Consider the following 12377-nt stretch of genomic DNA (forward strand, 5'->3'; position numbering starts at 1 on the left):
TTTTTTTATGACTGGAAAATGCTATCTCTGGGAAATCTGATCGAATTCCCCACCGGTTGCAAAATGTTCTTTCTGAGCCTTCTGCCAGCCACCAAAGAGCTGATCAACGGTAAATAACTTCAGTTGCGGAAATTGCTGGCTGTATTGCTTGGCGATTGCCTCATCACGTGGGCGGTAGTAATTTTTGGCGGCGATGGTCTGCCCTTCAGGTGAATACAGATATTTCAGGTACTCATCCGCAACCTGACGCGTTCCGCGCTTATCGACCACTTTATCCACCACGGATACCGTCGGTTCAGCCAAAATAGAAACACTCGGCGTCACAATTTCAAACTGGTCTTTACCCAATTCGTGCTGTGCCAGTAGCGCTTCGTTCTCCCACGCAATCAACACATCGCCGATGCCACGTTCAACGAAAGTATTCGTTGCGCCGCGTGCGCCAGAATCAAGCACCTCTACGTTCTTATACAGCGCTTTGACGAACTCTTTAGCCTTAGCCTGATCGTTATTGTTATTTTCCAGCGCATAACCCCATGCACCTAAATAGTTCCAGCGAGCGCCACCGGAGGTTTTAGGGTTAGGCGTAATAACTGAAACGCCCGGTTTAATTAAGTCATTCCAATCGTGAATTTGCTTTGGGTTACCTTTACGAACTAAGAAAACAATGGTTGAAGTGTAGGGTGCCGAATTATCTGGCAGACGTTTAATCCATGCTTTATCTATTCGTCCACGCTCCGCGATTGCATCAACGTCATAGGCTAGCGCCAGCGTCACTACGTCGGCTTCGATACCGTTAATCACCGATGTCGCCTGCTTGCCCGAGCCACCATGAGATTGCCTGATCGTGACGTTATCGCCTGTCTCCTGTTTGTAGTGCTTGCTGAACGCTTCGTTATATTGCTGATAAAGCTCTCGTGTTGGATCATAAGAAACGTTTAGCAACTGAATATCTTTTGCCAGCGCGCCCGTAGCCACCAGCAGTAACGACAGACCAATCCCAAGTTTACGCATCACCGCTCTCCAAACTTTTACCAAAGTAGTTAAAAGAGAGCCTGCCAGAAAGCAGGAAAATGATTAAAGAATAAAAAAGATACAGTTATGCTTTCGAGGAATAATAACGAAAGGTTGATCTGCCAATCACAGTAGCAAAAAAGCCCCAAGGAGGGGCTTTTGAAATGGTTAACACCTAAATTGCTTAGGCCTCTGGCTTAAACAATTAGTACAGCATTTTCGCTGTTTCCAGCCAATCACCTTTAAATGGACGCTTCATATTTTCTACCGCGTCGATGATATCGTGGTGAACCAGCTTTTCGTTCTGAATACCGACACAGCGTCCACCGTAGCCCTGTAACAGCAGTTCAATAGAGTATGCGCCCATGCGGGAAGCTAAAATGCGGTCATAGGCGACTGGAGCCCCACCACGCTGGATGTGACCCAGAACGGTTGCACGAGTCTCACGGCCGGTTTCTTGCTCAATATGTTTAGCTAACTCATCGATGTCACAGATGTGCTCAGTGATTGCCACGATAGCGTGTTTTTTGCCTTTGATAATGCCGGCTTTGATTTCGTTAACCAGATCTTCACGCTTGAACTCAACTTCTGGCAGAACGATAAACTCACAGCCCCCAGCGATGGCCGCCGCCAACGTCAGGTCACCACAGTAGCGGCCCATGACTTCAACGATAGAAATACGCTGGTGAGAAGAAGAGGTATCACGCAGGCGGTCGATCGCTTCAACGACAGTTTCCAGTGCAGTGAAATAACCGATAGTGTAGTCCGTACCCGCAACGTCGTTATCGATCGTGCCCGGCAAGCCGATGCAAGGGAAGCCCATCTCCGTGATACGCTTCGCCCCCATGTATGAACCATCACCACCGATAACCACTAACGCATCCAGTCCAACTTTGCGCATGTTATCAACGGCTTTCTCACGCACTTTATCATCGCGGAACTCAGGGAAACGCGCAGAACCCAAGAAAGTACCGCCACGGTTAATCATGTCTGACACACTTGAGCGATCAAGCTGCTTCATACGACCTTCATACAAGCCGAGGTAGCCGTCCTCGATACCGTAGACTTCTAACCCTTTGGCTAATGCCGCACGTACAACACCACGGATCGCAGCGTTCATACCTGGAGCGTCACCGCCACTCGTCAATACACCGATTTTCTTGATCATGACTACCTCTGAGCTTGTAGATGCTATTCTTAAGAATTGTTTTCGCCATCGCGCTAAACGTTATTGTATGTGGTACAGGACACGGGTATAGAAAATGAACGTTTATTGCTGCTACTGCTGAATATTATATCAAAGTTATCCAGCTGAATTGATTCAGGTCAGTCTAGTTTGTGGTAAAAAATTTCCCAAGCACTAAAGGAATAAATTTAGAAACCCACCACACCCATCACACTATTACTTACATTCTCTAATGATTTGGGTTGTGAAAGCCGTGATAAACGGGATAACACTCGCAACCACCGACTTGAACTATAACTTTATAGCTTAGTCGCGATTAGACCTCCCAGTGCCCTTTTCGAGTATCAGGCACCACGGAACACGGGTCCTGATGGATTATCACATCAGAACCGGGAAACCGCTGCAAAATAGCCTGCTCAACTTGTTCGGCGATTTCATGAGCGTGAATTAAAGGGAGGTTATCGTCCATCTCGATATGTAACTGAATAAAACGTGTCGGCCCTGACTGGCGGGTTCTTAAATCATGTACTCCGCTAACGCCCGGCCAAGCATGGACGATATCGACAATAGCCTGACGCTCATCATCATCTAATGCACGATCTAGCAAAGACTGAACGGCCTCATAGCCCATACGTAGTGCGCTATACAGGATATAAACGCCGATTCCGAGCGCAAACAGAGAGTCCGCACGCGTGAAACCGTACCAACTCAATCCCAGTGAGATCAAAATTGCACCGTTCATCATGACGTCAGACTGGTAATGAAGCATATCCGCGCGTACTGCTTGACTACGGGTTTTTCGCACCACCCAGCGTTGGAAGGTCACTAATACCATCGTACAGGCTAAAGCGATAATTGTTACCCCAATACCAAGGCCTGGGTCAGTCATCGGCTCAGGGTTGATAAGGTGTTGGAAACCGGTCAGGAACAGGAACAATGCGGAGCCGGAAATAAACATGCTTTGCGCCAGTGCGGCCAGGGATTCCGCTTTGCCATGCCCAAAGGTGTGTTCTTCATCAGCAGGTTGCAATGAGTAACGTACCACCAGCAAATTCGTCAAAGATGCAGCGATATCTACAATGGAGTCCACCAGTGATGCCAAAAGACTGACAGAACCAGTGTGCCACCAGGCAAGCGTTTTAATAATAAGGAGTACGGTGGCGGTGACCGTGGCTCCCAGCGCAGCGGTTTTAACTAACCGTGCATATTGCTGCTCCATGAAAATATCCTTTAATCACTTAGGGCTGTTCAGTATAGCGAATTAATGACAAAAAAAGCCGCAGGGAACATGGCTTGTCTTAGCTCAGATTAGCACAATGCTCTGTTACGTTTGGAAAGATATATAATATCGAGGACGACTTGATCCTCCCTCTCACTTCGCTCATCTTAATTTACCGTATCAGTCTTTTATCGCTCTTACGGCTGTACCCGTAAATTGGCGGTCAACAATATTTTGACCATATTTTAATCGCATCGATTTACACGCCATTGAATGACGCAGCGACATTATGTGCGTGTCTATAAAATGAAATCGCCTGAGGCATCGATCATCATGGGGCAATCACGCTCACCCGTATCAAGCCAACAATCTAACAGCTCAACGTTAAACCGTTTTAAACAAAATCCTAAGACCTGTTTATACTGCCTACTTTTAGTCATCGTCGCTGTCGTCATCCTTGCGGGTAATACGCCCTCGGCGGGCTATCCCCTTATCACCGCATTGAGTGCGTTTGTTTTCATCGTGGGTATGTTCTATCTACTTTCAGGGAGAAGCATATTTGCCTTGTCGATTACTAGCCTTTTGGTGATCGTCCTACAGTTTATCAACCAGCTTAAAGTCCATTATTACAAAGACCATTTGATGTTTCCCGACATCTATTTGGCTACTGATCCCTCCAATACCGCTACGCTTTTTCATTACCCTTTAGCAGGTCTAGCGCTTCTCGGTCTAGTGATATGGCTAATCATCACGCTGGTTGTTACATGGCGAGCGACTGCACGCAATGTCTCTCACAGGGTCTGGTGGCGCAGTATTGGGATGATGATCCTTGCCAGTGCGCTCGTAGCCCTTTGCGTCACCCGCTACCAACACGTCTGGGCAACCACCCTACCAGGTGGAACTGGCGTGGTTTCAAACCTCGTCATGTCAGCGAGCGAAGTGGAATATGAGCCACCTTCCTTTAATAGCGAATCCAGTGCCTATTTTAAACAGCAGGCCGCAGCGCTAAATCTGCCCCTAGCGAACCATAGTCAGCATCCAGACATCATCGTGCTGCTACAAGAATCTACGGTCGATCCTCGGCTTTATTCGTTACCAGACCCCAAATTGCTCCCCCGATTCACGATGTTTGAACAAGGAGGTAACGTGAAAGCACATACGCCGATGCGCGTACAAACTTTTGGTGGCGGCACATGGTTATCCGAATTCGCGCTATTAACCGGTTTACGCAGCGATGATTTTGGAGCTATGAAGAATTCTGTGTTCTATTCCGCGGTCGATCACGTCAACGACAGCTTGTTTAAACAGATGAAAAACAATGGCTACTACACGATTGTGCTTACGCCATTTAATAAATCAGCCTATAACGCCGGTCATGCCTATCATGAGATGGGAATCGACCAGATCCTTCAGCCGCAGGAGTTAGGCTATCCCGGCAAGCTTGAAGATAACCTTTGGCACATCACCACTGCGGATATGTTGAAATACGTTAAGCAGATCATGGCGAAAAAAACGGATAAGCCATTGTTTATCTATGCCTTAACCATGTACGAACATGGTCCCTATGATGAAAAACATAGCGACGATTATCATCTGACCCACTATGTGAAAAAAAGTGGTTCTGCTGGCGAGTTCAGCCACTATGTGGAGAAAATTAAGACTTCGGACACTGCGTTAGCTGATTTCTTCCAATTTGTTGATACTCGCAATAAACCGACCATTTTTATGCATTTTGGCGATCACCAACCCGCCATTGATTGGTCCAATGGCTACACCACGACGATGTCAGACCCGATGCATTTCACCCAGTTTAGCCTGCGTGATAACACAGGAGCACCCGCCGTCAGTGACTTAGGGCGAATGACGGATATTGCATTCTTAGGCGGGATGGTATTGGAACACGCCAATTTAAGCGTTTCACCGTTCTATCGTGCCAATATTGAAATGCGCCATCTCTGCAAAGGCGAACTCAACGATTGCACAAACACTAAACTGGTCGAAAGTTATAAGCATTATATCTACAGCGAACTGCATGCCGCATCAGGTGACAGTAACCCATAATTTACAAGCTACAGGCAAAAAAAACCCCACCGTAAGGTGGGGAAGACAGGGATGGTGTCTATGGCAAGGAAAAACAGGGTGCTACTCTTTCGTACCTAACTTCAGGGCTGAAGTATTCTGCATGGTCGCTATCTGCTGCTGCCAATTGGCAATCCGCTGCTGGTAACGCTCATTTAACTGGGCCTTTTGCTCTGGAGTAAGCAGGTTGTACATCTGGTTGCGAATTTTCGCCATTTCAACCTGACGGTTTATACTCTCCTGAGCCATTTTCTCGGCTAACTGCCGCACTGCGGCTTCATCGAACTTTTCTGCCGTTACCAGATTGTGCATGGTTTCAGCCTCCGCGATATCCACGCGGGGTAAATCGTGTCGCGCAAGCTGCATCAAATCTCGCATTTGCTGGCGCTGATGTTCACTAAGATTCACACCATCAAACATGCGGTTATGATCCATACTTTGATACAACATACCGTTATGTTGAGAGCCTTCGGCAAATGCTGCGGTTGAGGCCATCGCAAGCATAAACGTCATGGCTAACGAGGTTACTTTACGCATCATCTACTCCTTTGCATTGGCTGGCTCATGTGAATCGACGAGAATCAGTGTAGCTCTGGGCCTGAAAACTAGCGTCAGTGCATGTAAAACTAAGTAAAGTCATGGAATAGCGGCACTTGTTGTCGTATTTTGCGTCAGGAGGTAAATACCTATGAATAAAATTTTACTGGTTGATGACGATCGCGAACTGACGTCACTACTGCAAGAACTGCTGGATTTAGAAGGTTTTAGCGTCGTGGTTGCTCACGATGGCGAACAGGCTCTGGAGCTTTTGGATTCCAGTATCGATTTATTATTGTTAGACGTCATGATGCCGAAGAAAAACGGTATCGATACATTGAAAGAAGTTCGCCAACATCACCAAACGCCGGTCATTATGCTCACTGCGCGCGGTAGTGAATTGGATCGCGTGCTGGGTCTGGAACTCGGCGCAGATGATTATTTACCTAAGCCGTTCAACGATCGCGAGCTAGTTGCACGTATCCGTGCAATTTTGCGCCGTTCGAATTGGAATGAGCAGCAACAAAGCAACGAAAGCAACGCGCCAACGCTGGAAGTTGATCACCTGTTACTGAATCCGGGGCGTCAAGAAGCCAGTTTTGATGGACAAACATTAGAACTGACAGGAACTGAGTTCACCCTGCTTTATCTGCTGGCTCAGCATTTAGGACAGGTTGTTTCACGTGAACACCTGAGTCAGGAAGTCTTGGGTAAACGTCTGACACCGTTTGATCGTGCTATCGATATGCATATTTCTAACCTGCGCCGTAAGCTGCCTGAACGTAAAGACGGTCAGCCTTGGTTTAAAACACTACGCGGTCGCGGCTATCTGATGGTGTCTGTTTCATGATTAACAGCCTTACGGCACGTATCTTTGCCATTTTCTGGTTAACGCTGGCGTTAGTGCTGATGGTGGTGTTGATGCTGCCAAAACTTGATTCACGTCAGCTAACCTCATTACTGGACAGTGAACGCCGTCAAGGCATTATGCTGGAACAGCACGTGGAAGCGGAATTAGCTGTTGACCCGGCGAATGACCTGATGTGGTGGCGTCGCTTGTTCCGCGCCATTGATAAATGGTCTCCTCCAGGTCAGCGACTTCTGTTAGTGACAAGCGAAGGGCGCGTGATTGGCGCTCAACGCAATGAAATGCAGATCGTGCGTAACTTTATCGGCCAGTCTGATAACGCAGACCAGCCGAAAAAGAAAAAATATGGCCGACTCGAAATGTTGGGGCCCTTCCCTATTCGTGATGGCGAAGATAATTACCAACTCTATCTGGTTCGTCCAGCAAGCAGCCCACAGTCCGACTTCATCAACCTGATGTTTGACCGCCCGCTGTTACTGTTACTGGTTACGATGCTCATTAGTTCACCTCTGTTACTCTGGTTAGCATGGAGCCTCGCGAGCCCTGCCCGTAAGCTTAAAAATGCTGCCGATGATGTTGCCAGTGGCAATCTCAAACAGCATCCTGAATTGGAGGCGGGTCCGCAGGAGTTCTTAGCCACCGGAGCAAGTTTTAACCAAATGGTGAGCGCTCTCGAGCGCATGGTTAACGCACAGCAACGGCTTATCTCTGATATCTCGCATGAGCTAAGAACACCGCTGACACGCCTGCAGCTTGCTACCGCGCTGATGCGGCGACGCCATGGTGAATATAACGAACTGTCGCGTATAGAGATGGAGGCTCATCGTCTCGATAGCATGATCAATGACTTGCTAGCGCTGTCTCGCAATCAGCATAAAACCGAGCTGGAGCGCGAGCACCTTAAAGCCGATGAGCTTTGGGATGACGTGTTGGAAAATGCCAAGTTTGAGGCTGAGCAAGTCGGCAAAACGCTAGAGATTATCAGCCCACCGGGGCCTTGGCCGCTATTTGGCAGCCATGCAGCACTCGATAGTGCGTTTGAAAATATCGTGCGTAACGCTCTTCGCTATTCTCATCACAAAATTGCGGTGACGTTTAGCTGTGACAATCAGGGGATCACCATTCACGTCGACGATGACGGCCCTGGTGTCGCACCAGAAGACCGTGAGCAGATCTTCCGTCCATTCTATCGCACTGATGAGGCGCGCGACCGCGAGTCAGGAGGTACAGGCCTAGGCTTAGCAATCGTCGAAACCGTGGTAGAACAGCATAACGGCTGGGTCAAGGCCGAAGACAGCCCTCTGGGTGGTCTGCGCCTAACACTTTGGCTACCGCTTTATACGCGATAAGTTTGGAGTATAATGCGCCCCCTGACCTTGGGGGCGTACCACATGTTAAATATCGTTTTATTTGAACCAGAAATCCCACCGAATACCGGTAATATCATCCGTCTCTGCGCCAACACGGGCTTTAAATTACACCTTATCGAACCGTTAGGTTTTACTTGGGACGATAAGCGTCTGCGCCGCGCAGGTTTGGACTATCACGAGTTCGCCACGCTAAAAAAACATCATGACTATCAAGCCTTTCTCGACAGCGAACAACCTGAACGCCTCTTTGCTTTGACGACAAAAGGTACGCCGGCACACAGCGCGGTAAGTTATCAAGCAGGTGATTATCTGGTGTTTGGCCCAGAAACGCGCGGATTACCAGCCTACATTCTGGATGCTCTCCCTGCTCAGCAAAAAATTCGTATACCAATGCTCGCCAGCAGTCGCAGCATGAATCTGTCAAATGCGGTTTCTGTTGTGGTTTACGAAGCTTGGCGCCAACTTGGCTACGAAGGTGCGCTACTGAAAGAGTAAGTTATTAGTAGAAATAGGATGCGAGGCAGGCGAATGTCTGCCCCGTGAAATGAAGACAAGTTGTATTTAGATACCGTCGCCGAACTCAAAACCGTCATGTGCGCCGTTAAACAACTGATCCATATCCATAGATGGCTTTTCGCTTTCAGGGCGTCCGACAATGCGAGCTGGCACACCGGCAGCGGTTGTATGCGCTGGAATTGGATGTAATACAACTGAGCCAGCCCCAATCTTAGCACCACGGCCAACCTCAATATTGCCGAGAATTTTAGCGCCAGCTCCGATCATTACACCTTCGCGGATTTTTGGGTGACGGTCGCCGCCCTCTTTCCCCGTACCGCCCAGCGTCACCGATTGCAGAATAGAAACATCATTTTCTACAACGGCAGTTTCGCCGATCACAATTCCGGTTGCGTGATCGAGCATGATCCCGCAGCCAATGCGCGCAGCAGGGTGAATATCCACCCCAAAAACAACGGAAATCTGGTTTTGCAGATAAATAGCCAACGCTTTACGGTCTTGTGACCATAACCAATGGCCGATGCGATACGCTTGAAGCGCATGGAAACCTTTGAGGTACAACAGCGGCGTAGAGTATTTATCAACTGCGGGGTCACGCTGACGCACAGCAAGAATATCGCGCGCCGCATAGTCCGTCATATTGGTGTCTGCACGGTAGGCTTCTTCCACCACCTCGCGGATCGCAATAGCGGGCATAATGGCGTTCGCCAGCTTATTCGCCAAAATGTAACTCAGTGCACTACCCAGATTTTCATGCTTCAGCAAGGTGGCATGATAGAAGCTAGCCAGCATCGGCTCACACTCGGCCAAACCACGCGCCTCGGTTTTGATGCATTGCCAGATTTGTTCTAACTCTTCTATCGACATACAACGCTCCCTTACTTCACCTAAATTACTGCTATTTAATTGCTGCCACGATCATATTCGAGCCAGCTGTACCCAACATAATTGGCGTTGCATGACAAAAGCCTTAAGACTTTTTGTCATGCAGTTTCAAGTATGACGGGGATATAATTTAGACAACAATTAACCAGACCGACTATCATGCGGTCAAGCAGTTATACCAAGAATTTGGCACCTAGCGGCTGGTCTTTTCGTCTTTGCGTGCACGACCTAACAGCGTCAGCGCAGCTTCTCGAGCATCTTTATGGCAGTAGAGCACCTGATAAATTTGCTCAGTGATCGGCATTTCAACACCATAGCGATGAGCTAACGCCATCACTTCTTTGGTGTTGCGATAACCTTCCACCACTTGACCAATCTTATCCTGAGCTTCCTGCACGCCAATGCCTTGCCCCAACATAATCCCGAAGCGTCGGTTACGAGACTGGTTATCGGTACAAGTCAGCACCAAATCGCCTAATCCCGACATCCCCATAAAGGTGGTTGGATCGGCACCTAGCGCAACGCCAAGACGGCTCATCTCAGTCAAACCACGGGTGATCAGCGCTGTTCTGGCATTTGCCCCAAAACCAATGCCATCGGACATTCCCGCCCCAATCGCAATCACGTTTTTCACCGCGCCGCCCAGCTGTACACCGATAAAATCGGGATTGCTGTAAACACGGAAACTTTTGCCACAGTGTAATAGCTGCTGCAAATCTTCAGTGAACTGTGCGTCAGTTGATGATAATGCGATTGCCGTAGGAAGACCCGCTGCCAACTCTTTCGCAAACGTAGGGCCCGATAGCGTCGCTAAAGGAATATCAGGACCGAGAGCCTCACGGGCGACGTCTTGCAACAGACGGCCTGTTTCCGCTTCCAATCCCTTAGTTGCCCAAACGATACGTGAATCAGCACGCAAATAAGGCTTCAGTTGACGCAGCACCTCACCAAACACATGGCTAGGTACAACGACCAGCACATCACGGCTTGCAGCCATTGCCTTCGCAAGATCGGTTTCCAGCTTGAGCGTATCAGGGAAAGGGACATCAGGCAGGAAGGCCTGATTACAGCGCGCAGCATCCAGTGAATTGATATGCTTGGGATCGTGTCCCCACAACACAACCTGATGCCCATTGCGCGCCAGCGTAATTGCCAGAGCGGTGCCGTACGAGCCGGCACCGATGACGGTCATTGAAGCCGTTGGGTTATTCATTAGGCATCCAGAGGCTGCTGTTCAGCACCTTCTGCGCCTTCAGCTTGCTGCAGATAGTTCATGAACAGTGCATCAAAGTTAACGGGAGCTAAGTTCAACTGTGGGAAAGTACCACGAGAAACCAAGCTGGTGATGCATTCACGCGCATACGGGAACAGGATGTTCGGGCAGTAAGCACCAAGGCAATGCGCCATCTGAGTGCCTTCAATGCCAGAAATTGTGAAAATACCTGCCTGCTGAACTTCACACAGGAATGCAGTTTCTTCGCCCAGAGATGCAGTTACCGTCACGCGCAGCACAACTTCAAACACGCCGTCAGCCAGTTGAGTTGATGCCGTATCCAGATCCAGTTTGACTTCTGGCTGCCATTCTTTCTGGAATACTGCTGGTGCGTTTGGTGCTTCAAAAGAGATATCTTTGGTGTATACACGCTGGATCTGGAAAGACATCTCTGAGTTATTTTGTTCTGACATAGTGTTAATACCTTTTAAGTTAATATCCATAAATAGGATTTATGGGGCGAATACCGTACTGATTACAAAAGCGGCTCAAGGCCACCCTTCGCATCCAGCGCGTGTAAATCGTCACAGCCACCAATGTGCTGCCCATTAATAAAAATTTGTGGCACGGTTGTACGCCCGCTGCGCTCAATCATTTCTTCACGCTTTTTCGGGTCGTTATCAATAGCAATTTCATGAAACTGAGCACCTTTTGACTGCAACAGTGCTTTTGCACGATGACAGAAAGGACAGGTCGCTTTGGTATAGATATCAATGTTTGCCATGATGAATTCCTTGTAGCTTATTTACCGCGTGCTAAAGGCAGGTTCTCACCGCTCCAGCCTGCGATACCATCTTTCAACGTGTAAACGCGTTCAAAGCCCGCTTTCACTAAATGCTCACCGGATTCACGAGAGCTCATGCCGTTGGCACAAACCACGATGACTGGCTGAGTTTTATGTTTATCCAGTTCACCAAAGCTACCGTTTTTCAGGTCGCTAGGCGTCAGATTCAGAGAGTTTGCCAGATGCCCTTTGCGGAAATCTTCGCGAGAACGAGTATCAACGACTACGGCATCTTCTTTGTTAATGAGAAGAGTTGCTTCACCACGAGTAATTTCTTTTACTTTGGAGAAACGGCTTTTAAAGGTGGTGACCAGTACTGCTACAAACAGAACAATCCACGCTACGCTAAGTATGGGATGGGCACTCACAAATTGCATAATCTCTTGCATTTGCATGGGGTGTAACGACTCCCGTCAGTTAAGGGATAAAATCAAAGTGTCAGAGTATACCTGCGCAGTGCGTCAATTACAGCCAGAAGACCTGTTACTAAAAACGAATCTGCGGCATAACCCGAAATTTTTCATTATTCAGACAGGGTTTACCTGCCCAAAATGCGGAACAGAAACGATCATTTGATCTTTCTGCACTCAATTCACCACAGACTGTAGTAAAATTACACTACTTTGAGTGCAAATAGCCGTGTATGTTA

13 protein-coding genes are annotated in these 12377 nt (G+C 48.3%); 4 read left to right on the forward strand and 9 right to left on the reverse strand.

Annotated features, from left to right (window positions below; genetic code table 11):
* Positions 1–21: 21 nt before the first annotated feature.
* The 3 genes from M988_RS20215 to fieF all read right to left on the reverse strand — a co-directional run bounded on the left by M988_RS20215 (position 22) and on the right by fieF (position 3416).
* On the reverse strand, positions 22–1011 hold the full coding sequence (locus M988_RS20215) for a sulfate ABC transporter substrate-binding protein (RefSeq protein ID WP_039185201.1): 990 nt from the start codon (positions 1009–1011) through the stop codon (positions 22–24).
* Positions 1012–1216: 205 nt separating this feature from the next.
* On the reverse strand, positions 1217–2179 hold the full coding sequence (gene pfkA / locus M988_RS20220) for a 6-phosphofructokinase (protein ID WP_004094193.1): 963 nt from the start codon (positions 2177–2179) through the stop codon (positions 1217–1219).
* A gap of 334 nt (positions 2180–2513) precedes the next feature.
* Positions 2514–3416, reverse strand: a complete 903-nt coding sequence (gene fieF, locus M988_RS20225) for a CDF family cation-efflux transporter FieF (RefSeq protein ID WP_008815789.1) — start codon at positions 3414–3416, stop codon at positions 2514–2516.
* 333 nt (positions 3417–3749) lie between these two features.
* Between fieF and M988_RS20230 the strand changes: the two genes are divergently transcribed.
* Positions 3750–5477, forward strand: a complete 1728-nt coding sequence (locus M988_RS20230) for an LTA synthase family protein (RefSeq protein ID WP_064575491.1) — start codon at positions 3750–3752, stop codon at positions 5475–5477.
* Positions 5478–5558: 81 nt separating this feature from the next.
* Here M988_RS20230 and cpxP read toward each other — a convergent pair whose 3' ends face one another.
* Complete coding sequence (gene cpxP / locus M988_RS20235) at positions 5559–6032, reverse strand: cell-envelope stress modulator CpxP (RefSeq protein ID WP_020303931.1); 474 nt, start codon at positions 6030–6032, stop codon at positions 5559–5561.
* 151 nt (positions 6033–6183) lie between these two features.
* Here cpxP and cpxR point away from each other — a divergent pair, with 151 nt between their 5' ends.
* Genes cpxR through trmL form a run of 3 tightly spaced genes read left to right on the forward strand, consistent with a single transcriptional unit; the run spans position 6184 to position 8765 of the window.
* Positions 6184–6882 carry an envelope stress response regulator transcription factor CpxR gene (cpxR, locus tag M988_RS20240; RefSeq protein WP_004094186.1) on the forward strand — a complete coding sequence of 233 codons (699 nt, stop codon included), beginning with the start codon at positions 6184–6186 and terminating at the stop codon, positions 6880–6882.
* Complete coding sequence (gene cpxA / locus M988_RS20245) at positions 6879–8249, forward strand: envelope stress sensor histidine kinase CpxA (RefSeq protein WP_004094183.1); 1371 nt, start codon at positions 6879–6881, stop codon at positions 8247–8249. The genes cpxR and cpxA overlap by 4 nt, the downstream gene beginning before the upstream one ends.
* Before the next feature lie 42 nt (positions 8250–8291).
* On the forward strand, positions 8292–8765 hold the full coding sequence (trmL, locus tag M988_RS20250) for a tRNA (uridine(34)/cytosine(34)/5-carboxymethylaminomethyluridine(34)-2'-O)-methyltransferase TrmL (RefSeq protein WP_008815787.1): 474 nt from the start codon (positions 8292–8294) through the stop codon (positions 8763–8765).
* Positions 8766–8831: 66 nt separating this feature from the next.
* On the opposite strand, the gene cysE is transcribed toward trmL, so the two are convergent.
* The 5 genes from cysE to M988_RS20275 form a co-directional block, all read right to left on the reverse strand.
* Positions 8832–9653, reverse strand: a complete 822-nt coding sequence (gene cysE / locus M988_RS20255) for a serine O-acetyltransferase (protein ID WP_008815786.1) — start codon at positions 9651–9653, stop codon at positions 8832–8834.
* A 211-nt stretch (positions 9654–9864) separates the two neighbouring features.
* Entirely contained in the window at positions 9865–10884 is a 1020-nt protein-coding gene (gene gpsA, locus M988_RS20260; protein WP_064575497.1) for an NAD(P)H-dependent glycerol-3-phosphate dehydrogenase, read from the reverse strand.
* Entirely contained in the window at positions 10884–11357 is a 474-nt protein-coding gene (secB, locus tag M988_RS20265) for a protein-export chaperone SecB (protein ID WP_008815784.1), read from the reverse strand. The genes gpsA and secB overlap by 1 nt, the downstream gene beginning before the upstream one ends.
* A 62-nt stretch (positions 11358–11419) precedes the next feature.
* A complete protein-coding gene (grxC, locus tag M988_RS20270) occupies positions 11420–11668 on the reverse strand; it encodes a glutaredoxin 3 (RefSeq protein WP_008815783.1) in 249 nt (82 codons plus the stop codon).
* Positions 11669–11685: 17 nt separating this feature from the next.
* Positions 11686–12117, reverse strand: a complete 432-nt coding sequence (locus M988_RS20275) for a rhodanese-like domain-containing protein (protein ID WP_035503673.1) — start codon at positions 12115–12117, stop codon at positions 11686–11688.
* Between the last annotated feature and the right edge of the window lie 260 nt (positions 12118–12377).

Origin of the sequence: Hafnia paralvei ATCC 29927 (assembly GCF_001655005.1) — a bacterium.
Taxonomy (GTDB): Bacteria; Pseudomonadota; Gammaproteobacteria; order Enterobacterales; family Enterobacteriaceae; genus Hafnia; species Hafnia paralvei.

Coding starts and splice junctions, on each gene's coding strand:
- cpxA (WP_004094183.1), top strand. CDS start 6,879: ATGATTAACAGCCTTACGGCACGTATCTTTGCCATTTTCTGGTTAACG.
- cpxP (WP_020303931.1), bottom strand. CDS start 6,032: ATGCGTAAAGTAACCTCGTTAGCCATGACGTTTATGCTTGCGATGGCC.
- cpxR (WP_004094186.1), top strand. CDS start 6,184: ATGAATAAAATTTTACTGGTTGATGACGATCGCGAACTGACGTCACTA.
- cysE (WP_008815786.1), bottom strand. CDS start 9,653: ATGTCGATAGAAGAGTTAGAACAAATCTGGCAATGCATCAAAACCGAG.
- gpsA (WP_064575497.1), bottom strand. CDS start 10,884: ATGAATAACCCAACGGCTTCAATGACCGTCATCGGTGCCGGCTCGTAC.
- M988_RS20275 (WP_035503673.1), bottom strand. CDS start 12,117: ATGCAAGAGATTATGCAATTTGTGAGTGCCCATCCCATACTTAGCGTA.
- M988_RS20215 (WP_039185201.1), bottom strand. CDS start 1,011: ATGCGTAAACTTGGGATTGGTCTGTCGTTACTGCTGGTGGCTACGGGC.
- fieF (WP_008815789.1), bottom strand. CDS start 3,416: ATGGAGCAGCAATATGCACGGTTAGTTAAAACCGCTGCGCTGGGAGCC.
- trmL (WP_008815787.1), top strand. CDS start 8,292: ATGTTAAATATCGTTTTATTTGAACCAGAAATCCCACCGAATACCGGT.
- grxC (WP_008815783.1), bottom strand. CDS start 11,668: ATGGCAAACATTGATATCTATACCAAAGCGACCTGTCCTTTCTGTCAT.
- M988_RS20230 (WP_064575491.1), top strand. CDS start 3,750: ATGGGGCAATCACGCTCACCCGTATCAAGCCAACAATCTAACAGCTCA.
- pfkA (WP_004094193.1), bottom strand. CDS start 2,179: ATGATCAAGAAAATCGGTGTATTGACGAGTGGCGGTGACGCTCCAGGT.
- secB (WP_008815784.1), bottom strand. CDS start 11,357: ATGTCAGAACAAAATAACTCAGAGATGTCTTTCCAGATCCAGCGTGTA.